This is a genomic window from Chromobacterium fluminis, from assembly GCF_011602385.1.
Lineage (GTDB): Bacteria > Pseudomonadota > Gammaproteobacteria > Burkholderiales > Chromobacteriaceae > Chromobacterium > Chromobacterium fluminis.
In genome coordinates this window covers 11304-37484 of the sequence record NZ_JAAOMA010000011.1, presented here as the reverse complement: position 1 = coordinate 37484, position 26181 = coordinate 11304, and the positions used below count along the sequence as shown (strand labels likewise).

The following is a 26181-nucleotide window of genomic DNA, read 5'->3' as shown; positions in this document are numbered from 1 at the left end:
AGACCCTAAGAGCCTGTTTACGATCTCGCGGGCTAAGGCGAGACAAACCGTTCTCAACGCCGTATCGCCGACGCGCAGCAGATCGTAAACAGGTTTAAACAAAGCTCGCCTATGACCGACTCCCGTCCCGATCCGGACGCCCTGCTCGATGAGCTCAAACGCGAAGAACTAGACGCCCAGCGCGGCCGGCTGAAGATTTTCTTCGGCGCCTGCGCCGGCGTCGGCAAGACTTACGCCATGCTGGCGGCGGCCCGCGCCAAGCGCCAGGACGGCGCGGCGGTGCTGGTGGGCGTGGTGGAAACCCACGGCCGCAAGGAAACGCAGGAACAACTGGCCGATCTGGAAGTCCTGCCGCCCAGACAGATCGCTTATAAAGGCCACGAACTGGCTGAATTCGATCTGGACGCGGCGCTGGAACGCCGGCCGCAGCTGATCCTGATGGACGAATTCGCCCACTCCAACGCGCCCGGTTCGCGCCACCCCAAGCGCTGGCAGGACGTGGAAGAACTGCTGGCCGCCGGCATCGACGTCTACACCACCCTGAATGTCCAGCACCTGGAAAGTCTGAACGACGTGGTCGGCCAGATCACCGGCATCGTGGTGCGCGAGACCCTGCCCGACCATGTGTTCGACCGCGCCGACGAAGTGGCGCTGGTGGACCTGCCTCCGGACGAATTGCTGGGCCGACTGGCCGCTGGCAAGGTCTATCTGCCGCAGCAAGCCGAACGCGCGGTGAAGAACTTCTTCCGCAAGGGCAATCTGCTGGCGCTGCGCGAACTGGCGCTGCGCCGCACGGCCGACCGCGTGGACGCCCAGATGCGCGCCTACCGCGCCGACCAGGCCATCAACCCGGTGTGGCACGCTCGCGAACGGCTGCTGGTCTGCGTCGGCGCCAGCGCCGGCATCGACAAGCTGATCCGCAGCGCCAAGCGCCTGGCCGCCAGCCTGGACGCGGACTGGATCGCCGTCTATGTGGAAACGCCTCAGCAGCGCAAACTGTCCGAGGATCAGCGCGCCCGCGTGCTCAAGGGCCTGAAGCTGGCGCAGGAGCTGGGCGCGGAAACCACGGTGCTGGGCGGCAGCGAATTGGCGCCCACCCTGCTGGCCTATGCCCGCAGCCGCAATGTGTCCAAGCTGGTGCTGGGCAAATCCGCGCGCGGCGGCTGGTCGCGGCTGTGGCGCCGCCCGTTGGCCGACGAACTGAGCCGTCGTTCCAGCGACGTCGATCTCTACGTGGTGGCCCACGAGCAGGAAGACGCCTCCGCCGACGCCGCAGCCAAAACCGGCGGCAGCCTGCTGTTCGAGGACCAGGATAGCCCGCGCTCGCGCTTCGGCTATCTCGCCGCCTTCGTCGCCTGCCTGCTGACTACCGCTCTGGCCAGCCTGCTGACTCCTCACGTGGCGCTGGCCAACGACATCATGATCTACCTGCTGGTGGTGGTGCTGGTGTCGGTGCGCTATGGCCGCGGTCCCGGCATGCTGGCCTCCCTGCTGTCGGTGGCCTCCTTCGATTTCTTCTTCGTGCCGCCGCATATGTCGTTCGCGGTATCGGACACCCAGTATCTGATGACCTTCGTGGTGATGCTGGTGGTGGCCTCCATCATCAGCCAGCTCACCGCCCGGCTGCGCTTCGAAGCCAATATTTCCACTTACCGCGAACGCCGCACCCGCGCGCTATACGACCTGGGCCGCGAACTGGCCGGCGCGCTGACCGCCGCCCAGATCGTGGACACCGCCGTCAGCCGGCTGGAACCGCTGTTCGCCGCCAAGGTCAGCCTGTTCCTGCCCAATAGCGGGGACGAGCTGCGCTCGGCCGGCGAGGGCCGCGGCGATGCCGATATCGGCGTCGCGCAATGGGTTTACGACCATCAGCAGCCGGCTGGCCTGGGCACCAACACCCTGCCCGCCAACGCCGCGCTTTATGTGCCGCTGCGCGCGCCCATGCGCAACCGCGGCGTGATCGCGCTGCTGCCGGAAGTCACCGACCAGGCCTTCCTGCCGGAGCAGCAAAGGCTGCTGGAAACCTGCGCCGCCCAGATCGCGCTGGCGCTGGAACGCGTGCATTACGTGGAGGTGGCGCAGGACGCCATCGTGGCGATGGAGTCCGAGCGGCTGCGCAACAGCGTGCTATCGGTGGTGTCTCACGATCTGCGCACGCCGCTGACCACCATGGCCGGCTTGTCCGAGCGGCTGTGCTCGCCCAATGTGGACGACGGCCAGCGGGCCGAGATCGCCGCCGCCATCCAGGACGAGGCGCTGCGCATGAACAAGCTGGTGACCAATCTGCTGGACATGGCGCGCCTGCAATCCGGCGTGAAGCTGAACAAGGAATGGCAGATGCTGGACGAGGTGGTGGGCAGCGCGCTGCGCGCCGCCGAACGCGGCCTGCGCGGCCGGGAGCTGACGCTGGAGCTGGCGCCGGACCTCCCGGTGCTGGAATACGACGCGGTGCTGCTGGAGCGGGTGCTGGTCAACCTGCTGGAAAACGCCGGCAAATACACACCGCCCGGCAGCCATATCACACTGTCGGCGCGGCGCGAGGGCGCGGAGGTGGTGGTGTCGGTCAGCGACGACGGCCCCGGCCTGCCGCCCAATATGGAACAACGCGCCTTCGATAAATTCTCGCGCGGCGCGGCGGAGTCCAGCACCCCCGGCGTGGGGCTGGGTCTGGCGATCTGCCGCTCCATCGTGGAAATCCACGGCGGCCGCATCAGCGCGCGCAACCGCTCGCCGCACGGCGCGGAATTCCGCTTCAGCCTGCCGGCCGGACAAGCGCCGGCACTGCCGGAAGAACTCCCCGAACCGCGAGCCTAAACCTGAGCGAAACCCTATCATGCAAGACGCACCAATCAGCATCGTCGTCATCGAAGACGAAAAACCGATCCGCCGCTTTCTGAGCGCGGCGCTGGAAGAGGAAGGCCTGACCGTCCATGAGGCGGAAACCGGCAAGCAGGGCCTGATCGAAGTGGCCACCCGCAAGCCGGATCTGGTGATACTGGACCTGGGCCTGCCGGATATGAACGGCCAGGACACGATCAAGCAGCTGCGCGAATGGACCGACCTGCCCATCCTGGTCTTGTCCGCGCGTACTCAGGAAACCGAAAAAGTGGCGGCGCTGGACGCCGGCGCCGACGACTACCTGACCAAACCCTTCGGCGTGGCCGAATGCCTGGCGCGCGTCCGCGTGCTGCTGCGCCGCCGCATCCACGGCAGCGCCGCCGCGCAGCAGGTGTTCCAGTTCGGCGACATCAAGGTGGATCTGGTCAACCGCCAGGTGGCCAAGGCGGAAGCGGCGGTGCATCTGACGCCGATAGAATATCGGCTGCTGTCCACCTTGATACGCAGCGCCGGCAAGGTGATCACCCATCGCGAGCTGCTGCTGGCGGTGTGGGGGCCGTCGTTCTCCGAGCACAACCAGTATCTGCGCGTCTATATGGGCCATCTGCGGCAGAAGCTGGAAGACAATCCGGCGATGCCGCGCCACATCCTCACCGAGACCGGGGTCGGCTATCGGCTGGTGGAGGGTTGAGCGGGCCGCCGCTTAGAGCCTGTTCAAAGTCTCGCGAGCCAGAGCGAGACAAGGCGTTGCGGCTGAGAAAGCGGAATGTACGCGTGGAACATGAGCATTTCGAAGCGGGACTCACCGTGTGACGTCTCACTACGCGCAGCAGATCGTAAACAGGTTCTTAGAACCTGTTTACGATCTTTTGCCTGTGCTTTGAAACACGGTTTGCTGCACAGGAAGCCGCGCATCCGACGCGCCCCGGGTCCCTTCAAGCCTGCCGACGGGTGGCAGGCCCGAGGTTTTAAGCGGCTGCTTGTTCGAGCACCGCGACGCTAGCGCGGTGCGAGTTCAGCCGCGCCTCGGGCCTGACGGGAACCGGCGGGAAGCCGTAGGCCTGGCTTGCAGGGTGGCCTTTAGGGGTGGAGGGGATATTTGGCCAAGCAAATATCTCCTCCCTGCTCGCCGGGCAGCCCCGGCAATGAAAATCACCATCCGCGCAGCGGATTCCATGTCTTGGAGCCATCACTCGGAAAGATCGTGAACAGGCTCTTAGAAGCTGTTCATGCTCCAGGGAGCCAGGGTCGTGCGCAGCCGCTCAAGCGCTGCGCCCCACCCCGTTCTCCACCGCGAACACCGCCGCCTGCACCCGGCTGCTGAGGCTGAGCTTCTTCAGGATGTTCTGCACATGGATCTTGACCGTGCTCTCAGCCAAGTCCAGGCTGCGCGCGATTTCCTTATTACTCTTGCCCTGGGCCAGGAAGCCGAGGATTTCGCGCTCGCGCGGGGTCAGCTTATCCAGCTCCTGCTCCGCCGGTTCCACCGGCGCCGCCGCGCCGTGGCGGAACTGGGCCATCAATTTGGCGGTCATCGAATCGCTCATCACCGATTCGCCGGCGGCGGCGCGCGCCACCGCCTGGGTCAGGAAATCCGCGTCGATGTTTTTCAATAGATAGCCGCGCGCGCCGGCCTTCAGTGCCGCGGTCAGGTCGTCGGCTTCCTCGGACACCGTCAGCATCACCACTGCCCGCTTGGGCTGGTCCTGCAGCATCAAGGTCAACGCTTCCACGCCGGAGATGCCGGGCATGTTCAGGTCCAGCAGCACCACGTCCGGATCCAGCTGCTTGGCCAGCTTGACGCCCTCGGCGCCGTCGGCCGCCTCGCCGACAATGTCGAAGCCGGCCTGGCGCGCCAGCAGGGCCTTGATTCCGCTGCGGAACAAAGTGTGATCGTCCACCAGCAAAATGCGTATGGTCTGTTCAGACATCATCGAGTTCCGGGTCTTTCAAGTTCAGATATGGACAGTATGAGAGCTGTCTTGCCGCTGCGCTAGTGGCTCAAGCGGCCATGCGCCGCGCGCGCGGCAGCAGCAGGCTGACCAGGGTGCCCTCCTCCAGGGTGGATTCAATGTCCAACTGCAGGCCAGCGCGCTGCGCGCGCTCCTGCATGATGGACAGACCGAAATGGCCGTCGCCCTTGTTCCGCACGGTATCCAGATCAAAGCCGACGCCGTTGTCCAGCACGCTGAGCACGAAGACCTCGCCGTCGTCGCTGAGGCTGACCGTGACCTGGCTGGCCTCGGCGTGCTTGCGCACATTGGACAGCGCCTCTTGCAGGATAAACAGGATTTGCAGCTGTTGCTCCGGCATCAACGGCGCGCCCGCCCCGGTGGAACGCAGCTCCACCCGCAGTCCGGTCTGCTTGCGGAACTTGTCCAGCAAACTGCTCACCGCCTGACTCAGACTTTCCGACAGCTTGGAGCGGAAGTTGTTGAGCAGCTCGCGCACATCGTCGTAGCTTTCCTTGACGCCGGCCTCGAACAAGGCCAGCGTGTCGTCCACCAGACCCGGATCGCCGCTGTCCAGCGCCTGTCGCATGATCTGGGTTTGCAGGTTCAGAAAAGACAGACCCTGAGCGATGCTGTCGTGCAAGCCCTGGGCCACCAGATTGCGCTCCTCCAGCACCGCCAGTTCGCGCTCCTTGGCCGCCAGCCGCAGGTTTTCAATCGCCACCGCCAGATGCTGGCCCAACATCTCCAGTTGTCGCACTTGCTGCGGCAGCAGAATGCGCGCCTGGCGAAAATGCAAATTGAAAATGCCCAGCGTGCGGTTCTGCGTCGCCACCGGAAAGGCGCTGACGACGCGGAAGCCTTCGCGGCTGCATTGTTTGTCCGGCAGACCGCGCATATTCTCCACCCGGCTCTCGGCTTTGGCGGCGGCTTCGCCGCACAGGCAGTCGCCCACTTTCAGGCAGTGTTCGTCGCGCAGCAGCCCTTCCGGCAAGCCGTCGTCGGCCACCACGAATACCATTCCCTGGCCGTAGTCGGTCAAGCGCACAGCGCCGCCGTCCGCGTCGAAAGCGCGCATCACCCGGACCAGAAAGCCCTTGCACAGCGCTTCCAGCGGCTGGGATTGATTGCAGAAGGAGGTGATTTCGTACAGCAAGGCCAATTCCTGGTTTTTCTGCTGCAGGCTGGCGGTCTTGCCGCGTACCCGCTCTTCCAGGGTGGCGTGGGATTCGGACAGACAGGCGGCCATCAGATTGAAGCCGGTGCTGACCTGGCCGAACTCGTCGTCGGTTTCCACCGGCACCCGCACGCTGTAATCGCCGGCCGCCAGCCGGCGTATGCCCTGATGCAGCTTGTCCAGCGGCCGCAGCACGATCAGCAGCATCAGATAGATCAGCGCGACGGTGCCCACCACCGCCATGCTGGCGAGCAAGAGCTGCAACAGGCGAAGGTAGTCGGTATTGCGCGCGTTGTAGGCTTCCATGCCGCTGACGAAGGTGTTGATGTCCGCCACGTAGAGCGCCACCCGCTCGGCAAAGCGGGCGCCCTCCGCCGCGTTGTCGCCAGGCCGCGTCAGCGCGTCCAGCAGCACCGGTTTCAGTTGCCCGCGCCACTGCGTTTCCACCTGGGTCAGAGCCTGCTGAATGTCCGCCTGACGCGGCACCAGCAGCGGCCGCGCCGGGTCGCCTCGGCGCAATCTCTGCAAGATGGCTTCGTAATTGACCATGTCGCGACGCAAGGCGTCGGCGCGCGCGCCGTCCCGGCCGCTGAGCTGCAAGTCCAGCGCCAGCCGGGTCACGCGCATGCGCAGGCTCCCCGCGTCGTTGATCGCCGCCGCGCCGCCCTCTTGCTGCCAGGACAGCCACAGCGTGGCCCCGATGGACCCCAGCGCCACCAACAGAAAGACCGCCAGCACGCCGACGATCTTGGCGCTGAGCCGCTGGCCCAGCGGGCCGCCCAGCACAGGAGACACGTTCAGCCGCATCGCCGTCGCCCTAACCACCGGTCATCGACATGAAGCGCACCAGCTTTTGCGGCTTTTCGCTGAACTCATGTCGCTCCGGTTTCAGTTCTATCGCCGCGCGGATCGCCGCTTCCAGTTCGGCGTCGCTGACGCCGGCGCGCAGCAGAGGGCGCAGCTCAAAGCTTTCTTCCTGGCCCAGGCACATGTAGAGCGTGCCGTCCACCGACAACCGTACCCGGTTACAGGTGGCGCAGAAGTGTTGGGATATGGGGGTGATCAGGCCCAGCGAGAAACCGCCGTCCCGGGTTTTCCAGTAGCGGGCCGGGCCGCCGCCCAGGGTGGCGGCCTGTTCCACAAGATCGAACTCGGTTTGCAGCTGACGCAGCACCGGCTGCAAGTCCAGATAGCTGGCGGCGCGGCCGGTATCGCCCATCGGCATGGCTTCGATCAGCCGCAGCACGAAGCCATGCTCGATACAGAAGGCGACCATGGCGCCGATGTCGGCGTCGTTGACATCCTTCATCGCCACCATATTGATCTTGATTGGGGAAAAGCCGGCGTCCTTGGCCGCCATCAAGCCTTCCATCACCCGCGGCAGGCTATCGCTGCCGGTGATGTCGTGCACGCAGTCGCGGCGCAGCGAGTCCAGACTGACATTGACGCGGCTCACCCCCGCGGCGCGCAGCGCCTGGGCATGGCGCGCCAGCTGAGTGGCGTTGCTGGTCAGCGACAGATCGTTGAGGCCGGGCAGCGCGGACAGGCGCGCCGCCAGCTCCGGCAGATTACGGCGCAATAGCGGCTCGCCGCCGGTCAGCCGCAGCCGCCGGGTGCCCAGGCGCGCGAAAGCCCCCACCACGCGTTCTATCTCGTCGAAGGTCAGCCAGTTGGCCGGTTCCTCGAAGCCTTTGAAGCCTTTGGGCAGGCAGTAATTGCAGCGCAGGTCGCAACGGTCGGTCACGGACAAACGCAGGTATTCGATGGAGCGCCCGAAGCGGTCGGTAAGCATGAGTTCCTCCATGGCAGCCAATGATACCGCTTAGTCGCAACCAAGTGGCCCGGCTGTCGCCGCCAATCTGATATTTCCTGATTCCATTTTACTAGCTAGACCAATAATCCGCAGTCCAACCAAAGCACGCTGGCCCCTAGTCACTTCTAACTAGGGGCCAGCCGGCAGAATTGAAGCCTGAGGACAGCGTCGAAGCGCAGCAGATCGTAAACAGATTTTCAGGCGTGCTTGAACTTATCCACCAGCTCCACCAGTTCGCTGGCCGAGGCGTTGAGCCGGTCGGACAAATCCGCCACCTCCTGCACCAGGCCGGAATTCTCCTCCGCCAGCGAGGCGATCACGCTGATATTGTTGGCCACCTCCCCGCTAGCCGCGGTCTGCTGCGCCATCGCCGCCGCGGTGCCCTGGCTCTTGGCCGCCGCTTCGCTGGCTTCCTCGTGGATTTCGTCCAGATCGTTGACGGTCTGGCCCACCAGCTCCAAGCCGGACTCCATGCGCTGACGCGCCTCCTGCATATGGTGGGCGGCGGTTTGGGTCTCGCCTCGGATGTCCTCGATCAAAGAGGTGATGTCCAACGTTTCCTTACCGGTGCGTTCAGCCAGCTTGCGCACCTCGTCCGCCACCACGGCGAAGCCGCGCCCCATCTCGCCGGCGCGCGCCGCCTCGATCGCCGCGTTCAAGGCCAGGAGATTGGTCTGATCTGCGATCTCGCGAATGGCGGTGATAATGGAGCGAATATCCTCGGACTTCTGCTGCAAGGACTCTATCCGGCCGCCGGCGTCGTCCAGCACCGACGATGTCTGATTCATCGCCTGGGTGGTGCTGCGCATGCGCTCGCGCCCGTCGCTGACGCTGCTCTGCATCTGCTGCGCCACGTTCAAAGACAGGCGGGTGTTGGCGCTGACCGATTCTATGCCGGCGCTCATCTCTTCCACCGCGGCGGCGATGCCCGCGGCCGAGTGACTCTGGGTCTCAGAGGCCTTGGCCGCGCGGTGGGAAATCGCCAGCATCGCATGCGCCGCCTCCACCAAACTATGGGCGTTGTGATTGACTTGATTCAGGGTGCGGGCGAAGGCCTCCACCAAATGATCGAAAGCCTTGCCCATGCGCGCGATTTCATCATGGCCGCGGATGTTGGCGCGCGGCCGCAGGTCGAAATCCCGGCTCATCGAGGTCATCAGCAGCTCCAGCCGCTGCACCGGCACATGGATGCCGCGATAGATGGCGAAACCCAAGCCGCCCAAAGCCAGAATCACCAGGGCGGAGCCGCCCAGCGTCACCCACAGGTCGACGCGGGCCTGGGACACCTTGGCCGCCACCTGAGCCGCCAGATCGGACAACAGCTTGTCCTGCAGCGTTTTCAGCGCGCCGATGCGCTGGGTCGCCGCCTGAAACCACGCCGCCGGCGCCACGCCGGCAGGCTGGCCCAGGGCCTGGCCCAAGAGTTTATCGCGCAGCGCCTGCAAGGCCTTGGCCTCGTCGCCGCCCTCCACCGCGTCCGCCTGGGCGCGCAGCGCTTCGTCCGCCATCAGCCGCAGCTGGCCGGCGCAAGCGTCCTGCTTGGCTTTGAGGCCCACCGCCTGGGCGAAGCTTTTTTGGTCGAAGGCGCCGCCGTTGAGCACACCGTTGACGTAGCCGCGCTCTCGGCCGGCGAACTCCTTCTCGCATTGCAAGCTGAGCAGGGCCGCGGTGCTGCGCAGCAGATCGCCGTCGCTATTCGCCTGCGCCAGCTTGGCGATCAGGCCGATCAAGGCGTCGATGCGGCCGGAATAGGCGGCGAAGGCCTCGGCCGCCGGCATCGCGCGCTTTTCCACGCTGTCGCGCAACTGGGACAGGCCGTCCAATTGCCCGCTCAAGGCGGACAGATCGCCGGCCAGATTACTGGCGACGTGGTTGGTTGCCTCATCGCGAAAGGCGGCCAAGTCCTTGTCGCTGACCGAACGCGCCTGCAGCAAGGGCGGCGGCAGGCTCACGGCCTGGCCGCTGAGAAAGCCGTTGCTCAGGCCGCGTTCGGTCTGCAAATCATGAATCAGTTGGCTTGACCCCGCCGCCACTTGGATCAGGCGATCCGAGCGTTGCAGTTCCGACAGGGTCTGGAAGCGATCAACGGCCAGCACCGAAGCGAGGCCGATCAGGGCGGCGGAAAAAGGCAGCAGCAGCAATAGCAGCTTGCTGGCGAGGGATAGCCTGGACAGCATGGCGGGCTCCGATCTCGATTGGCTGTTTCTCTTGATTTTCCATGACAATGGAAACCAACACCCATCAATATAGATCAAGCCCGGCCCATGCTGAATACGGCGATGTGACTAATGACTATGGTCGACGGGACGCTCAGCAGCGGCCTTTCTTGGCCTGTCCCGGCGGGCAGAAATAGCCCTTGTCGCGGTGGTGGCGATGACGGTGCTTACGATAACGGCGGCCATCGTCGTCATGGCGTTCCGACGCCGCCGGCTTGCCGTAGTCATGGCCGATGGCCGCGCCGGAAGCGCCGCCCACCGCGCCGCCGATGATGGCGCCGTTGCGGCCGCCCACCGCCTCGCCCACCGCCGCGCCGGCCGCGCCGCCCAGCGCGCCGCCGACGATGGTGGAAGTGTCCGCCATGGCGGTGGAGGCCAGGCCGGCCAGGCTCAGCGAAAAGATGACAAGTGCGCGTTTCATGCGGCTAACTCCCGAATTTAAACAGATGGCGCAGCTTAACCGTTTGGTTGACAGCCGGCTGTTTCGAATTGTTAGGAATTGTTCGCTCTTGTTATCGCTACACAACTTATCGAGTTTATATGTAGCCTGATGGCATGAAAAACGGCGAAGCACCTTGGTGCGCTCCGCCGCTTACCCCTTCAAACTACTGTTTAAAGCTCAAATACAAAAGAACTTAATTTGTAAGTCGTAATAGAAAACCAAGTATCTAACGCCCAGCTACCCCCTGGCAGCCACCGGGTGAAAGGTGAGAAGTTTGACACGGTAGAATTGCCTGCTCAGTCGACGACTCAGCCTCCTCCAAATCAAGGATGGCCCTAGGTACGCTCATCTAATTCATGCATCTGTTGCTCTAGCGACCGTACCACTAACCCAATATCATTCCCGCATGCAATCAAACGGAAACCCAGACGAGCATAGCGTTGCGCCAGTTCCAGGTTGTTGGCAAAAATGCCCGGCACCTTGTTGTGACGTCGACAAGCCTTAAGCACTTGAGCGCAGGCTGCATCCATCTGCGGACCACCCACTTGACCAGCCTGACCTAGGTCACTGGCTAGATCGCCACAACCGACAAAGAGCACATCTATTCCATCCACTGCGGCGATCTCGTCCGCAGCGGCTACTGCCTGTGCCGATTCGATCTGGGCTATAGTTAGCAGCGACTGATTCGCCTCGGAGAAATAGTCAGGCAGGCGGGAGAAGTAGCCGGAGCAGCGAATGGGATTGACACCCCTCCGACCTTGCGGTGGATAAAGTGCAGCATCCACCACCGCTCGCGCCTCCGCTGCAGACTCCACTTTAGGCACCATCACCCCCAGTGCCCCGCTGTCCAGGGCCGCCTCTATCAAGTGCCGTTCATTGCGTGCTACTCGCGCCATACCAATGCTGCGCGAGCCATTCATCGCCTGTAGCATATGAATCAAAGTTGCGCGGTCAGCTGGGGATGCCTCCATATCAACCAGCAACCAATCTGGGCCGCGAGTAGCGCAACACTCCGCGATGAGCGCGCTAGCGGTAACCAAAAAGAGGCCAAAACTGGTGTGACCAGCGGTTAGTTTGTCCTTTATCGGGTTGCCCGCGTTCAGCAGCGGATGAAATGGTGAATTATTCAGCATATAGGGAATCCTTGTTCTGCCCTGCCAGATGTCGGATGGTATTTAAGGTTGTGGCAGGAAGCGTTACTAAGGTCCGCCCGGCAGCAACCCGGCAGCGCTCTACATAGCCCTCCCCGGGCATCCGGGCCATACGACCAGCCTGCCCGGTTTCGCGACAATGTCCGGCTATGGCCGCTGCCTCAGCCTTGATGGTGGCTAGACCGGATGGTGTGAGGGCGGGGTTGATCGCGAGGAATAGTCCTCCATTGCCAGCACTCCCGGGGCGGGCGACATGGTCGGCGCCAGCCAGCGCACCTGCTAGTAACTCGATAAGAACAGCCAAACCATACCCCTTGTGACCAGCCAACTCGCCGCCTAACGGCTGCATGGTCGCTAACGGTGGGTCGGCGTAAAGCAGGGATGGGGTCAGCGCTGGCCGGCCATCGGCACCAACCAGGCAGCCAGACGGCAAGGGGATTCCTTCCTGTGCTCGGCGACGAACATACCCCTCCGACACCGAAGTGGTACTCATGTCCAGCACCACCGGATCCGTGTCGTCGGATGGAAAGGCCATGAGTAGCGGATTGGTGCACAGCCGGCCGAGACGCCCACCGGGAGCCGCCACCCGTTGGCCGCGGCCCTGGAAGTTACAAAATCCCATGACAGCCAATGGCTGGTGCGTAGCACCCGCCAGTTCGCGGCCCAACGCGGCCAATCTACCCAGATGATGGCCGTGCCGCAGGCAGACCATGACCAGCGGCTGCTCACGACACATACTCCGCAAGATGTCTGCAACCGCCTGGCGGGCAAGGACGCCGAAGGCACCGTTGCCCTCTACAATGGCGACATTGACCCCCGTTTGCTCTACCACAGGCCGAGCCGCCGGGTCTAACAGACCGGCACGGATGTCGGCGACCAAATCGATTAGGCGCAACACGCCATGCGAAGGATAACCGGTCAGTTCGTTCTCCAGCAGGTCATCCGTTACCTGCCGTGCCAGTGCAGCCGGCACACTGCAGCCTTGCAGCGTACGCATGACCAAGCCTCGCAGTTCGTCCACGTGAATGTCAACGCTCATAGCGTCACCGGATGACGGGTGCCTATGTCGCTTAGCTCTGACACACAGAGGCGGAACTTGCCTGTAGGCGAATCTGGCATTTGTTCGAACTGCTCGAATTCGATGCGGAACGGGTAGCCCGTATGGTGATGGATACGCTCAATGATGGCGGCGCAACGCATATGTGAAATACCAGTTGGTGCCATCAGCCTGATACGCAATCTGTCTATGCCGTCCTGCACCACCTGAAACCACTCTATCTCTTCAAAACGCATAATCAAGAAAGAGAACAAGTAGGCATCGATATAGGAGCCATCTGGAGTAACGATCAGATCCTGCTGACGACCAGCGACATGACTCATGCGCGGCAAACCTAGACCCGAGGCGCAGAGTCCGGACAACGGTGCGGCCAGATCACTGGTTTCGTAGCGAATCAGTGGCATGGCAAAGTTGTTCAGCGTGCTCAGTACCACGCGGCCAGTCTCTCCGGGTAGGCAGGCTGTGCCATCGTCGCGCAGAAACTCTTCCGCGACGTTCTCCACCTGAATCAGCATGCCATCGTGGCAGGGACTTTCATGCGCGACGATATTGGTTTCACGTGAGCCATACTTGTCGTAGACCTCGCAACCGAATACTTTCTGCAAGCGCTCGCGGATGATTGGTGGGAGTGGTTCTGAAGTTCCCTGGATGGCACGCAGCGCTGGCACCTTGACCTCTTCACGCTCCATCTGTCGTGCAATCAGATGCATGGCGTTGGTGTAGGTACTGATAAGCACCGGATTGAAGTTTGCTAGGCTGCGGGTGAACTGCCCTATCAATTCCGGAGACAACCGGAAAGTGTTGAATTCTCGGCGGTTGCTAAGTAGGTTTTTTAACTGGTCCGATACTCTTTTAAGGCTCCAGTAGATGGATGAGCCCCATAACAGCGCGAATGGCTCCCCCACTTTCCAATCGGCACACCATTGATAGGTACGTAGCTGATGGGCTCGCATCCATAAGCGGAAGTTAGAGTCCTGTACGAAGCAGGCACGCTTGCCAGTAGAGCCACTGCTGTAGTTCGTCTGAAGGCTAGCGCGATTGGCTTGGCTGGAAATTAGATCGGTCTGGTTGGCGGTGAGATCCTGTCGAGTCAGCAACGGCAACTTGGACAGGTCGGCCAATGAGTTGAAGTCGTCTGGCACTAGGCCGCGCTCGAGGAATATTCGAGTGTAGTAGGGAACAGTCTCGTAGGCATGACTCAGTAGCGCATGCAACTTCTGCATTTGGAGCTCACGGCAAGCTTGTGACGACAGGTGTTGGGTTTCCTCCAGCCAGCGTAGCCGCTCGGCCACCTGCTGCCGACCTTGCAGCTTTTCGCAGCCCCAGTACAGCTTGCGGGCCAAACCCGGATGTAAAGTCATGGATTCTCCTGATGAAAAGCGCGGTAGCGACACAACAAGGTGCCCATGCTGGCATCAAATTCACACCGGTCGCTTTCAGTTAGGACCTGCTTGGCAAGGGGAAGGTATTGCTGCTCCAGCATGCCGTTGAGCCAATTGGCAAGAATGGCCGAATGGCTGAACGACGATGAGGTGTCGGCAATATTTTGGTTGGCGTCCCAGTCGTAACACAGCACCGGTCCGGTTTGCTCAAGATGTTGCCGTAACTGCCTTAGCAGTGCCTCGGGCACCAACCTATCCAGCAAAAACAGATAGGTGGGTAGATAAATCAGTAAGCGTGCGGACAATAGATTGAGTGATCGATCACCATAAGCGAAACGACTGTCCGAATAGCAGTAGCCATGCAGACGCCGCCGCTCTGCATCGCTGGGGCGCTTATGCGGCGGCCCCAGAAACTGATCGAAATCGGTCTGGCCATTCACCAGTTTTAGTCCCTGCCATATTGACTCTACCGAGCGTGCTAACAGGCCGGTCTGGCCAGGCACCGGGATACTTGGCTCAGGCCATTGCGTAAAAGGATTGAAGCAGCGGAAATCGCGCATATTGGCGGGCGCGCCATTGAAGCTGTCTACCATCATGCAGGACGATGCCTCATCCAGCATCATGGCTATGGCGTCTTGTCTCGACATGGAGAGGGCCAGGTAGGTCATCACGGCGGCTCAGTTGGCCGTACCGGTGATGTCGTCCTGGCGCAATATCCTGAGTTCTTCGCCACGGCTATAGATATCGCCGGTTTCACTCCGTTCTTCCAATTGCCATTGTGGACGTGGTGCACGATATTTATTGCCACGCTCCCAATCTTGCACCTTAATACCCAGCCGACGAGCCTCCGTCAGCAAGTAGTCCGGCAAGCTGGAGAATGGTACAACCACAAAGCGCGCACCAGTGGTGGCGTAGAGGGTCAATTCATCCAATCGTGGCAGGTCGCTCAGGTAGATCACTAAGCTACCCCCCGATTCCCTCGGGAACTCAGCCAGCAGATTTTGTGCTACATCCCAGCTTTCGCCTTCCCACTGAGCAACAATGGCTTGGTTATCCCGCACTACGCAGGCGGCATAGCGTTGTGGGTGAGCTTCTACTTGCTTCTGCAATGGACTCAACCAGTCGCTATGCGTCTGGAAACTCCATTGGTAGGCCAAGTCCTCCTTCTCCAACATCATGGTGGCCATATTATACGGGGTGAGTGGAGCCTCAATCTGGTCACGTTCCACATGGAAACCCTCGGCGCGGAGAAACGCGAGCCGGTCGTTGTTGTTGGACATTAACAGGATATGCTTTACGTTTAGGAATCTCAGAATCGCGGCTACTGCCTCATACGAACGACTGTCTAGCGGAGCATGAAATCGTTGGTAAATTTCATCGGTATCGAGCTGTTGATTCTGCCGGTAGTCATAGATGCGGAAATGCTTTTCTATACCCAGGCCTCGCGCATCTTGGTCTATGCCATAGATCACAAGCCCGCTCTGTCGTTGCGAGATCCGACGGAAGGCCTCGTCTAGCTGGAAACCGCAATCACATTGTTGCGAGTGCATCACATGGCCAAAGAAGCAAGCCGACTCTATCCGCAGCGGCACCGCCTCCAGCGTTGATAGTTCGCCCAGTGCGGCGCAAGCCCAGCGTTTTCCCTGAAATTCGAAGTAGTGCAGCTGGAAATAGTTGACGCTGTCGTCAATTTTCAAGGGTAGGCGTACTGGGCCGACGATCATTTCCAATTGGTCTGTATGGCTGTTTCTCATGTTTTATCCTTTGCTATGGTTGAGGTCGGGCTCAAATACGTCGCGACAACAAAGCCCTCGCCCAAGTGGGCCGGCCCGAAAAAATACAAGGGGCGGAATTTTCCGCTGCGGCAAAGCTGCATAATTCCCCCATCTTCCAGGTGGCTACCTCCTGCGCATTTTCGCGAGTGGGGCAAACTGGGGCGACCACGCTTTTACGTGCCGCTAGGGCATCGCGTGCATCGTCAATAGATGAGGCAAAAACTATTTGCGCCCGGGCGCGGCGCAAGATGGTTTCACTGGCGTCATCGTCAATATCGTCTAGTGCGTTTTCGACTTGCCGAGCTAGCATGTCTGTATCTGCAGATGCTCCTACCTCCTGATCCGAATCGGTCCGGTACAAACGAATCCGCAGCTGATCCTGTGGATGGCGACGGCCAAAGTACAACATCAATAGGGGCGCTCCGCGGCCTTTCCATTGTTTGAACTTATTCGTCAGTGCCTTGGCGTCAACACAGTATTCCAAGAGCACACGCCGACCCTGTGCCTTCAACTGACCCAACAACAATTGCAACTGCTGCCGTTCATCGTGGGCCTGCTCAAGACTACGCGCCAGGATGACAATTTGAGTGGAGGCAAGACGGGGATGTACTGACAAAGAGCCATCCTGCTTGGCAGTCAGACACAATTGGGCGTACATCGTACGGCGGCTGACGAAACCATCCAGTTGCCAGGTATGTTGGCGCTGCTCACCTTTCCCAAAGCCGATATCGTAGCGGCGCGATAATTGCTGTCCCTGAAAATACAACGCTGAAGTTTGCACACACTCGCCGCTGGGCAGCGGAGTGTCGCCACCCAGCGCCCATTCGTATAGTTCGCTATGGTTGCCCCAAGGTGGACGGATTCCGACAAATTGAGGCAGTGGCAGCTCGTTAACCAGCTTGAGTAGTCTCTGATGCAATTTCTGGATATCATCCAGCGCTGTTTGTTTTAAGGGATGGCAACAGTGAAATTCGAATATGTCTGCGGCCTCTAATGCAGCGAATACTCCCTTGCCACTGCGATCAGCGGAGCTGACTGGACGAAAGTAACGTGCGCGCTGAAACATGCGGATAGGCAAGGACTCCGATTGATGTACCAGCTGCCGCCAATGACTAGCGATTACCTGTTCTCCCGTTGGAGTCAGGACGCCCCGAGAGCGTCCTTGCTCCATATCCAGGCGGGTCGCAATCTGCAATAGGCCACGCTGAGAATCCAAAAGGTCAGCCATGGGTTCAAAGCAAACTTCCGGCACAACCTGCGGATAGGCGTATTCGTCTAGCCCCATTTCGTTAAAACTCGCGCGAATCAGCGTTACCAACCGCTCACTCAAGGCGACACCCCAAGGTAGTAATACGTTTGCGCCCGGCACTTGCACTACTCCAAGATCACAGATGCCCGCCTGTTTCAAACGGAGGGTGAATTCTCCCAGACCCAAACCGTGTGTTTGTGTCGTTTTCTGCACATCCGAAGACAAGCTCAATGCCGCCGGCTGCGAGTCTGTCAACCATGTAGGTAGTGAGGGTAGAGCCCCCGTGAGGGTGCTACCGCCCAGTTGTGGGCATGGAGGGCCCGGATGGACATCTTGATGCATGGCTAGGCTCAATCTGTAACGTTTTGAGCGATCTTGCGGGTGCGATATTGATTCTCACCAGCAAGGGATACGCCATCCACCAACGTACGGTTGACCATTGGATGTTCTTCATGGGTGGGGCCGAAGTCAGAGTCGGGGTGATAGATCACGATGCGCAGAGGACTATTTTCGGTATGAAAGCTGTGAACCTCATTTGCAGGCAGCAAGAATATCTTGCCGGCGACCAGTTCAAGACGCCTATGTTCAGTCAGGCAATAACCCTCCCCTTCAATGATGATACCGATACGAACTGAGGGATGAGTATGAGCGGTCTGGTTCAGATGAGGTGGGACATATAGATAGTTAAGACATGGATCGCCCTTGAGCATTGGCGAAATCAGTAAACTGTCAGAGCAGCCATCGATGTATTTCAGGCGACCCAGCTGTTCTATTGGCCCACCGTATATTGGCGCGCCATGATAATACTGACGGATGCATGCTAGCCCGATGAAGGAACCAAGCCTGGCTGGCCCTGGAATTGCGAAAAACATCCCTGCACTTAACTGCTGGCTCAAGCCAGCGTGGGTAATGCTCAACTGTCCATGTTGTACATAGCCATAGACTGTGCTGCCAGATTCGACCAACACCTCTTGATTGCCTGCCGATATATGCATCTGAGAAGGGAAGAGCGGATCTAGGTCATGTAGCGAGAGAGGTTTCCTAATGTCAAAAACTTCCATGTCAATGTCCTTAATTTAGCTTATTGAAATGCTAGACATGCATTGAACACAGGACAAAACGTACCTTACACACTACGAGCGAGGCATTAATAGATACCCCCAACCCAATATCCCCCTAGGTGTTTGTTCTGCTGCATGTAGAGCCATTATTCTAGATTTTCAGAAATATCATTAGTTCACTTAACAGTGAAAATTTAACGAAAAAAAATTTACAGCCTTCATTGCAACCATACTCTGTATTTTGTTGAAAATTCACACAGCAATAATATCCGAGAAAATAAAGTTTTTATGATGACAATCATTTAGCCAACAAACTAGATCAGGCTAGTAAATGTTTAGATATCGAGCTTAAAACAGTGTCGCCAGACACAGCTCTCTGAACGTCGGATCTGGCGCGTAATGTTGGTCACGCTTTCACCGTAAACCTACTAAAGATCGTCATGGGGAGTCGCGAGCAAGGCTGCGCAAGTGGCTTAGCAACGCCGATAGCACAAGAAACGCCAGCCATCTTGGTGGTGCTTGCCGAAGGGGCAAAATCAGCATCAGGCAATGGAATTGATGTTGGATACGCTCTGGGATGGCTACTGTATCCGAGCGTTGACGATGGTGAATATCTAGGATCGCGAATCGGCGTGATTCGAGGTGAACCACACCCTTTCTGGATGACGCATCGTCCGTGTTCAAAATCCGCTATGCTTGTGCCAGACGTCGCCCAAATCTGATTCAGCTAGACAATGGGCCAGCGTTTATCAGCCGAGCACTGGGCAAATGAGTGTATCGTCACAGCGTGATGCCGCAACTCATCCGGCCAAGCAAGCCCGTTGAGAATACATTTATCGAGAACTTCAACGGACATTCCCGGGAGGAATTAAAGCCCGTCTTTCATAATTGGCCAGGTGCTAGACAGACGATTGAAGCGTGGCGACCAAGCTACAATCATGCCTGTCCCCACAATGCCTTGAATTACCCGACCCTGGTTGAATTCCGAGAGAAATCACTTACCCCAACCAAACTGGATCGCCACTTAATCGGCAACATACAAACTGTGGAAAGACAATCTTTATGGAACCAGTTCTTTTCCATCTGACACGCGAAGAACCACTCAGGCCGAGCACCAGCCCTTGAGACCAGGCCAATCTGCTTCATCGAATCAATCAATCGCATACAAAAAGAGGCTCTCCCGAGCCTCTTTTTGTACTAACGACACAAAACCATAATGACCGTGTTGTTACAGACTTTATTTGTTCAAATCATCATCCGCACAGCGGATTCAAACCTAGGGATACCTCCCCGTAGTTCTCAACCCCGCGGCCGCACCAGCTGCCAGGCCCGGCCCAGGTAGGTCACCGCGCCGAAGCCGCTCCACACGTGCACCAGACGGGTGAACGGGAAGATCACAAACAAGCTCATGCCCATGAACAAGTGCGCCTTGAACACCGGCGAGGCGTCGACGATGAAGAAGGCCGCATCGCCGCGCAGGGTGACAATGTGCTGTGCCCAGCTCATCAGCAACACCATCTCGTGGCCGTCCAGGTGCTGCGCCGACACCGCAATGGTGCTGAGGCCCAACAACAAGGTGGCCAGTATCCACAGCAACACCAGCTTGTCGCGCCAGGTGGTGTTGGCCGCCAGCCGGTCGCAAGTGAAGCGGCGGTGCAGCAGGATCAGGATGCCGATCAGACACAGGCCGCCCATGATGCCGCCGGCCGTCATCGCGAACACTTGCTTGAAGCTGTGGCTGACGCCCAGCGCCTCCCATACCGCCATCGGGGTCAGCAGGCCGACTAGATGGCCGAAGAACAGGCCGATGATGCCGAGGTGGAACAGGATGTTGCCCAGCCGCAACTGGCCGCGATACAGCAGCTGCGAGGACTCGCTCTTCCAGCTGTACTGCTCGCGGTCGAAGCGGATCAGGCTGCCCAGCAGGAACACCGCCAGCGCGATGTAGGGGTAGATGCCGAATACGAATTGGTGCAGATAGTTCATGTTGCTCTCCTGGCAGCGGGATTCAGCCCTGCGGCCGCTGCGGGTAAAAGTTCACCGGAGCGATGGCCGGCCGCGTCGGCTTCAGCAGCGGCTCCACGCCGTCGGCGCCGGGGCCGAAGGTCTCCAGCATCTCGTCCATGTCGCGCACCGGCGGCACGGTCAGCGCCTCCGGCGCCACCGGCGACAGCAGCACCAGCCCCTGCAGCACGCCGGCGTAGTGGGAGTGGCTGTCGGCCAGCTTGCCGGCCACGTGGGCGATCACGTGCACCGCGTCGGAAAGCAGGCGGACGGCCTCCTCCGGCTGACACTGCGCCAGGAACTCCAGGAACAGCGGCAGATAATCCGGCAGCTCGTTGCCCGCCGGCTCGAAGCCCTGAGCCTGGTATTCCGCCAGCAGGTCCACCATGGCCTGACCGCGGGCGCGGTCCTCGCCGTGGATATGCTCGAACAGGTGCAGCGAATGGCTGGGATTGCGGTCAAAAGTCTGCACATAGCGTTCTTGCAGGGTGATCAGATCCTCGCCCTCCAAGGACAGCAGCAGCGGCTCCAGCAGCCGGGCGATGCGCGGCTCCGCCGCCACTTCGGCGCGGATATCGTCCGCCGCGGCGAGCAGATCCGGCTCCGGGTAGCACAGCAGCGCCGATAAGGCTTGATAGATGCGCATGGCGTTCTCCCTCACTGACCGGAATTGGACTTGCGGTCGCGCCGCATGTCGTGGAACACGATGGGGGTGGCCTTCTTCTTGCCGAACAGGCTGGCCTCGGACTCGCCGCCGGAGCAGCCGTTGCCGAAGGTGAAGCCGCAGGACGCCTTGTCCTCGAAGGTGTTCTCCACCAGTTCCTTGTGGCTGGACGGAATCACGAAGCGGTCTTCGTAATTGGCGATGGCCATCACCTGGTACATCTCCTCCACCTGGGCCGGATTCAGATGGGTGCCCTTGAGGGTGGCGGCGTCCGACACCTTCTCCACGCTCTTCTTGCGCATATAGCGCCGCATCGCCACCATGGTTTCCAGCGCCTTCACCACCGGTTCTTCCTTGCCGGCGGTCAGTAGATTGGCCAAGTACTGGATGGGGATGCGCAGGTCCTTGACGTCCGGGATGATGCCGTTCTCGCCGATCAGGCCGTTTTCCATCGCGGACTGGATGGGCGACAGCGGCGGGATGTACCACACCATCGGCAGGGTCCGGAATTCCGGATGCAGCGGGAAGGCCACTTTCCACTCCATCGCCATCTTGTAGACCGGGGAGTGCTGCGCGGCGTCGATCCAGCTTTGCGGAATGCCCTGCTTCTGCGCCTCGGCGATCACTTCCGGCGCGTTCGGGTCCAGGAACACGCCCAGCTGCGCTTCGTACAAGCTCTTTGGGTCTTCCACCGCGGCGGCTTCGTCTATCTTGTCGGCGTCGTACAAGAGCACGCCCAGGTAGCGGATGCGGCCTACGCAGGTTTCCGAGCACACTGTCGGCTGGCCGGCTTCGATGCGCGGATAGCAGAAGGTGCATTTCTCGGCCTTGCCGGAGGTCCAGTTGTAATAGATCTTCTTGTACGGGCAGCCGGACACGCACATGCGCCAGCCGCGGCATTTGTCCTGGTCGATCAGCACGATGCCGTCGTCTTCGCGCTTATAGATGGAGCCGGACGGACAGGAAGCGACACAGGCCGGGTTCAGGCAGTGTTCGCACAGGCGCGGCAGATACATCATGAAGGTGTTCTCGAAGGCCGAGTACATTTCCTTCTGGATGCCTTCGAACAGCGCGTCTTTGCTGCGCTTGGCGAATTCGCCGCCCAGATCGTCCTCCCAGTTCGGGCCCCATTCGATCTTGTCCATCTTCTTGCCGGTCAGCACCGACACCGGCCGCGCGGTGGGCGGCGTCTTCATCTCCGGCGCGTTCTGCAGGTGCTCGTAGTCGTAGGTGAACGGCTCGTAGTAATCGTCTATCGCCGGCATATTGGGGTTGGCGAAGATATTGCCCAGGATTTTCAGCCGGCCGCCCTGACGCGGCTCCAGCTTGCCGTTGGGCTTGCGCACCCAGCCGCCCTTCCACTTTTCCTGGTTTTCCCATTCCTTGGGATAGCCGATGCCGGGCTTGGTTTCCACATTGTTGAACCAGGCGTATTCAACGCCGTCGCGGCTGGTCCAGACGTTTTTGCAGGTGACCGAACAAGTGTGGCAGCCAATGCACTTGTCCAGATTCAACACCATGCCGATTTGAGCGCGGATTTTCATTGTTGCTCTCCTGCCGGACTATCCATCCAGTCCACTGAATTCATCTTGCGCACCACCACGAATTCGTCGCGGTTGGCGCCCACGGTGCCGTAGTAGTTGAAGCCCCAGGACAGCTGCGCGTAGCCGCCTATCATGTGAGTGGGCTTGGTCACCGTGCGGGTCACCGAGTTGTGGATGCCGCCGCGCTTGCCGGACACTTCTGCGCCCGGCACGTTCACGATCTTCTCCTGGGCGTGGTACATCATCGTCATGCCCTGAGGCACCCGCTGCGACACCACGGCGCGGGCGGTCAGCGTGCCGTTGGCGTTGAACACCTCAATCCAGTCGTTGTCCACGATGCCAGCCTTCTTGGCGTCGTCCTCGGACAGCCACACGTTCGGGCCGCCGCGGCTCAGGGTCAACATGCGCAGGTTGTCGGAGTACGTGCTGTGGATGCCCCACTTCTGGTGCGGGGTCAGGAAGTTCAGCACCAGTTCATGGTTGCCGTTGCCATGCTTGCCCAGCACCGCCTGGGTGGTTTTCAGATCCACCGCCGGCTTGTACACGCACAGGCCTTCGCCGAAGGCGCGCATCCACTGGTGATCCTGATAGAACTGCTGGCGGCCGGTGATGGTGCGCCAGGGAATCAGCTCGTGCACATTGGTGTAGCCGGCGTTGTAGCTGACTTCTTCGCTTTCCAGGCCGGACCAGGTGGGCGAGGAGATGATCTTGCGCGGCTGCGCCTGCACGTCGCGGAAGCGGATGCTGTCGTGCTCGCGCGGCTTGGCCAGATGGGTGTGGTCGCGGCCGGTGATCTTGGACAGAGCGTCCCAGGCCTTCACCGCCACGTGGCCGTTGGTTTCCGGCGCCAGGGTCAGAATCATCTCGGCGGCGTCGATCGCGGTTTCCAGCTTGGGCTGGCCCTTGCCGGCGCCTTGGCTCGCCACTTGGTTCAGGCCGCGCAGGATGTCCACTTCATGGCCGGTTTTCCAGTTGATGCCCTTGCCGCCGTTGCCGGCTTTTTCCAGCAAGGGGCCGATGGTGGTGAACTTGTCGTAGATCGCGCCGTAGTCGCGCTCCACCACCGTCATCTTGGGCATGGTCTTGCCCGGCACCGGCTCGCACTCGCCTTTTTTCCAGTCCTTGGGATCGAAGGGCTGGCCCAGTTCTTCCGGGGTGTCGTGCATCAGCGGGGTCAGCACCAGATCCTTTTGCACGCCCAGATAGTCCTTGCCCAGCTCGGACAGCTTCTTGGCGAAGCCTTTGTAGATCTCCCAGTCGGTGCGGGACTGCCACAAGGGCTGCACCGCTTCGGACAGCGGGTGGATGAAGGGGTGCATGTCCGAGGTGTTGAGGTCGTCCTTCTCGTACCAAGTGGCGGTGGGCAGCACCACGTCGCCGTACAAGCAGGTGGTGGACATGCGGAAGTCCAGCACCACCAACAGGTCCAGCTTGCCTTCCGCCGCCGGACGCATGGTGATCTCGGTGGGCTTGATGCAGTCGTCTTCCGAATTCAGCACCGCGTTCTGGGTGCCCAGCAGGTATTTGAGGAAGTATTCGTGGCCCTTGCCGGAGCTGCCCAGGATGTTGGAACGCCACACAAACATATTGCGCGGGAAGTTCTGCGGGTTGTCCGGGTCGTTGCAGGCCAGGTCCAGCTTGCCGGACTTGAGGCCGTCCACCACGTAGGTTGCGGCGTCCTGGCCGGCGGCTTCCGCGGCGCGGGTCACGTCCAGCGGGTTGGCGGACAGCTGCGGCGCGGACGGCAGCCAGCCCATGCGTTCCGCCTTGGCGTTGTAGTCGATCAGCGCCATGCCGGCCATGCGGCCGTCAGCCGTCGGCGCCAGGATTTCGCCGACGCCCAGTTTTTCATGCCGCCACTGACTAGTGTGGGCGTAGAAGAAGCTGGTGCCGTTCATCTGCCGCGCCGGGCGGTTCCAGTCGCCGGCGAAGGCCAGCGGCGCCCAGCCGGTCTGCGGGCGCAGTTTTTCCTGGCCCACGTAGTGGCACCAGCCGCCGCCGGACTGGCCGATGCAGCCGCACAGCATCAACATATTGATGATGCCGCGATAGGTCATGTCCATGTGGTACCAGTGGTTCAGCGCCGCGCCGACAATCACCATGGACTTGCCCTGGGTCTGGTCCGCGTTCTGCGCGAACTCGCGCGCTACCTGGATCACCAGTTCCGGCTTCACGCCGGTGTGCTTTTGTTGCCAGGCCGGGGTGTAGGGCACATCGTCCATGTAGTCGGCGGCGACGTTGCCGCCGCCCAGGCCGCGGTCTATGCCGTAGTTGACCGCCATCAGGTCGAATACCGTGGCCACCAGGGTTTCGCTGCCGTCGGCCAGACGAATGCGCTTGGCCGGCACATTGCGGGTCAGCAGTTCATCGTGCTCGGCGCCGAAGTAAGGGAAGCCCACGCCCACCACCGCATCGCTTTCTTTGATCAGCGACAGCTTGGCGGACACCTCGCGGCCATTGCCGCCGTCCTTCTGTTCCAGGTTCCACTTGCCGGCCTTGCCCTCGGCCTGGCCCCAGCGGAAGCCGATGGAGCCGTTGGGCGCGACGATGTCGCCGCTGGCCTCGTCGATGAGCAGGGTTTTCCAGTCCGGGTTGTTGTCTTCGCCCAGGCCGCCTTCCAGATGGGAGGCGCGCAGGAAGTAGTCCGGGAGGTAGCGCTCGCCGTCTTGCTTCAGCGCCACCAGCATCGGCATGTCGGTATAGCGGCGGATGTAGTCGGTGAAATAGCCGGACGGCTTATCGAGGTGGAACTCCTTGAAGATCACATGGCCCATCGCCATGGCCATCGCGGCGTCGGTGCCCTGCTTGGGCGCCATCCAGATATCGCCGAACTTGGCCATTTCGCCAAAGTCGCTGGACACCGCCACCGTCTTGGTGCCCTTGTAGCGCACCTCGGTGTAGAAATGGGCGTCCGGGGTGCGCGTCATCGGCACATTGGAGCCCCACACCATCAGATAGGTGGAGTTGTACCAGTCCGCGGATTCGGCCACGTCGGTCTGCTCGCCCCAGGTCTGCGGGCTGGCCGGCGGCAAATCGCAGTACCAGTCGTAGAAGGACAGCGGCACCCCGCCGATCAGGCTGAGGTAACGGCTGCCGGCGGCGTAGGACACCATGGACATCGCCGGAATCGGCGAGAAGCCCACCACGCGGTCCGGGCCGTATTTCTTGATGGTGAAAGCGTTGGCGGCGGCCACGATCTCATTGGCCTCGTCCCAGCTGGCGCGCACGAAACCGCCCTGGCCGCGCTTGGACTTGTACTGCTTGGCCAGTTCCGGCGTCTGGCTGATCTTTTCCCAGGCCTCCACCGGGCTCAGGGTCTGGCGCGCTTCGCGCCACAATTTGGCCAGACGGCCGCGGATCATCGGATATTTGACGCGCTGGGCGGAGTAGACGTACCAGCTGTAGGACGCGCCGCGCGGACAGCCGCGCGGTTCGTGATTGGGCAGGTCCGGCCGGGTGCGCGGGTAATCGGTCTGCTGGGTTTCCCAGGTGATCAGGCCGTTCTTCACATACACCTTCCAGCTACAGGAGCCGGTGCAGTTCACGCCGTGGGTGGAACGCACCACCTTGTCGTGCTGCCAGCGCTGGCGGTAGGCGTCTTCCCAACCGCGATCCTCGTTGACGACGGCGCCGTGACCATTGGCAAAGGTGGAGCGGGTCTTGCCCAGGAAATTCAAACGGTCGAGAAAGTGACTCATCTTGCCTCCAAATATCGGGGTCCGCGCCGTGCGGGCCGGCGGCTCCAGCCACCGGGGGAAACGGACCTTTTCACTTGATTGCAAGCTTAGAACGCGCCGGCAAGCGCCGACATTCGCCGAAGGTCGACGCCGGGCGGCGCATTGGCACTAGTCACGAT

At 60.8% G+C, this 26181-nt stretch carries 19 protein-coding genes; 3 read left to right on the top strand and 16 right to left on the bottom strand.

All coding sequences use genetic code 11. The features are described 5' to 3' along the window. Nucleotides 1-111: 111 nt before the first annotated feature. Nucleotides 112-2814, top strand: coding sequence for a DUF4118 domain-containing protein (locus tag HA052_RS09700; protein ID WP_166451779.1), 2703 nt, complete (start codon nt 112-114; stop codon nt 2812-2814). 19 nt (nt 2815-2833) lie between these two features. Then, nucleotides 2834-3529, top strand: coding sequence for a two-component system response regulator KdpE (gene kdpE / locus HA052_RS09695; RefSeq protein ID WP_166451778.1), 696 nt, complete (start codon nt 2834-2836; stop codon nt 3527-3529). A 571-nt stretch (nt 3530-4100) separates the two neighbouring features. Here the strand turns inward: kdpE and HA052_RS09690 are convergent. From HA052_RS09690 to HA052_RS09635, 12 genes are all read right to left on the bottom strand, one after another. Beyond that, a complete protein-coding gene (locus HA052_RS09690) occupies nt 4101-4769 on the bottom strand; it encodes a response regulator (RefSeq protein WP_081551081.1) in 669 nt (222 codons plus the stop codon). Between the two features lie 70 nt (nt 4770-4839). Next, nucleotides 4840-6774, bottom strand: coding sequence for a type IV pili methyl-accepting chemotaxis transducer N-terminal domain-containing protein (locus HA052_RS09685; RefSeq protein ID WP_166451777.1), 1935 nt, complete (start codon nt 6772-6774; stop codon nt 4840-4842). Nucleotides 6775-6784: 10 nt separating this feature from the next. Beyond that, the gene (gene moaA, locus HA052_RS09680; protein WP_166451776.1) at nt 6785-7759 is read right to left on the bottom strand and encodes a GTP 3',8-cyclase MoaA; all 975 of its coding nucleotides are present in this window, start codon (nt 7757-7759) and stop codon (nt 6785-6787) included. Nucleotides 7760-7977: 218 nt separating this feature from the next. Beyond that, nucleotides 7978-9957, bottom strand: a complete 1980-nt coding sequence (locus tag HA052_RS09675; protein WP_166451775.1) for a methyl-accepting chemotaxis protein — start codon at nt 9955-9957, stop codon at nt 7978-7980. Nucleotides 9958-10090: 133 nt separating this feature from the next. After that, nucleotides 10091-10417 (bottom strand): YMGG-like glycine zipper-containing protein, encoded by a 327-nt coding sequence (locus HA052_RS09670; protein WP_166451774.1) that lies wholly within the window; start codon nt 10415-10417, stop codon nt 10091-10093. Nucleotides 10418-10773: 356 nt separating this feature from the next. Continuing rightward, nucleotides 10774-11571, bottom strand: coding sequence for an HpcH/HpaI aldolase family protein (locus HA052_RS09665; RefSeq protein WP_166451773.1), 798 nt, complete (start codon nt 11569-11571; stop codon nt 10774-10776). After that, nucleotides 11561-12628: an Ldh family oxidoreductase gene (locus HA052_RS09660; RefSeq protein WP_277345088.1), complete on the bottom strand. Its 1068-nt coding sequence runs from the start codon at nt 12626-12628 to the stop codon at nt 11561-11563. The genes HA052_RS09665 and HA052_RS09660 overlap by 11 nt, the downstream gene beginning before the upstream one ends. Further along, complete coding sequence (locus HA052_RS09655; RefSeq protein ID WP_166451771.1) at nt 12625-14007, bottom strand: phenylacetate--CoA ligase family protein; 1383 nt, start codon at nt 14005-14007, stop codon at nt 12625-12627. The genes HA052_RS09660 and HA052_RS09655 overlap by 4 nt, the downstream gene beginning before the upstream one ends. Further along, nucleotides 14004-14696: a DUF6939 family protein gene (locus tag HA052_RS09650; protein WP_166451770.1), complete on the bottom strand. Its 693-nt coding sequence runs from the start codon at nt 14694-14696 to the stop codon at nt 14004-14006. The genes HA052_RS09655 and HA052_RS09650 overlap by 4 nt, the downstream gene beginning before the upstream one ends. Nucleotides 14697-14705: 9 nt before the next feature. Continuing rightward, on the bottom strand, nt 14706-15782 hold the full coding sequence (locus HA052_RS09645; protein WP_166451769.1) for a GTP cyclohydrolase II: 1077 nt from the start codon (nt 15780-15782) through the stop codon (nt 14706-14708). Between the two features lie 31 nt (nt 15783-15813). Beyond that, entirely contained in the window at nt 15814-17277 is a 1464-nt protein-coding gene (locus HA052_RS09640; RefSeq protein WP_166451768.1) for a class-II aminoacyl-tRNA synthetase family protein, read from the bottom strand. Nucleotides 17278-17402: 125 nt separating this feature from the next. Continuing rightward, nucleotides 17403-18113, bottom strand: coding sequence for a cupin domain-containing protein (locus HA052_RS09635; RefSeq protein ID WP_166451767.1), 711 nt, complete (start codon nt 18111-18113; stop codon nt 17403-17405). A 790-nt stretch (nt 18114-18903) separates the two neighbouring features. On the opposite strand from HA052_RS09635, the gene HA052_RS28240 reads away from it, so the two are divergent. Next, nucleotides 18904-19200: an integrase core domain-containing protein gene (locus tag HA052_RS28240; RefSeq protein ID WP_166451766.1), complete on the top strand. Its 297-nt coding sequence runs from the start codon at nt 18904-18906 to the stop codon at nt 19198-19200. Between the two features lie 212 nt (nt 19201-19412). Here the strand turns inward: HA052_RS28240 and narI are convergent, their stop codons facing one another. From narI to HA052_RS09610, 4 genes are read right to left on the bottom strand one after another with little or no spacing between them, the layout of a single operon-like run. Then, nucleotides 19413-20099 (bottom strand): respiratory nitrate reductase subunit gamma, encoded by a 687-nt coding sequence (gene narI / locus HA052_RS09625; protein ID WP_166451765.1) that lies wholly within the window; start codon nt 20097-20099, stop codon nt 19413-19415. A 22-nt stretch (nt 20100-20121) separates the two neighbouring features. Continuing rightward, a complete protein-coding gene (gene narJ, locus HA052_RS09620) occupies nt 20122-20763 on the bottom strand; it encodes a nitrate reductase molybdenum cofactor assembly chaperone (RefSeq protein WP_166451764.1) in 642 nt (213 codons plus the stop codon). Nucleotides 20764-20774: 11 nt separating this feature from the next. After that, entirely contained in the window at nt 20775-22325 is a 1551-nt protein-coding gene (gene narH, locus HA052_RS09615; protein WP_166451763.1) for a nitrate reductase subunit beta, read from the bottom strand. Next, nucleotides 22322-26023 carry a nitrate reductase subunit alpha gene (locus HA052_RS09610; protein ID WP_166451762.1) on the bottom strand — a complete coding sequence of 1234 codons (3702 nt, stop codon included), beginning with the start codon at nt 26021-26023 and terminating at the stop codon, nt 22322-22324. Before HA052_RS09610 ends, narH begins: the two co-directional genes overlap by 4 nt. Between the last annotated feature and the right edge of the window lie 158 nt (nt 26024-26181).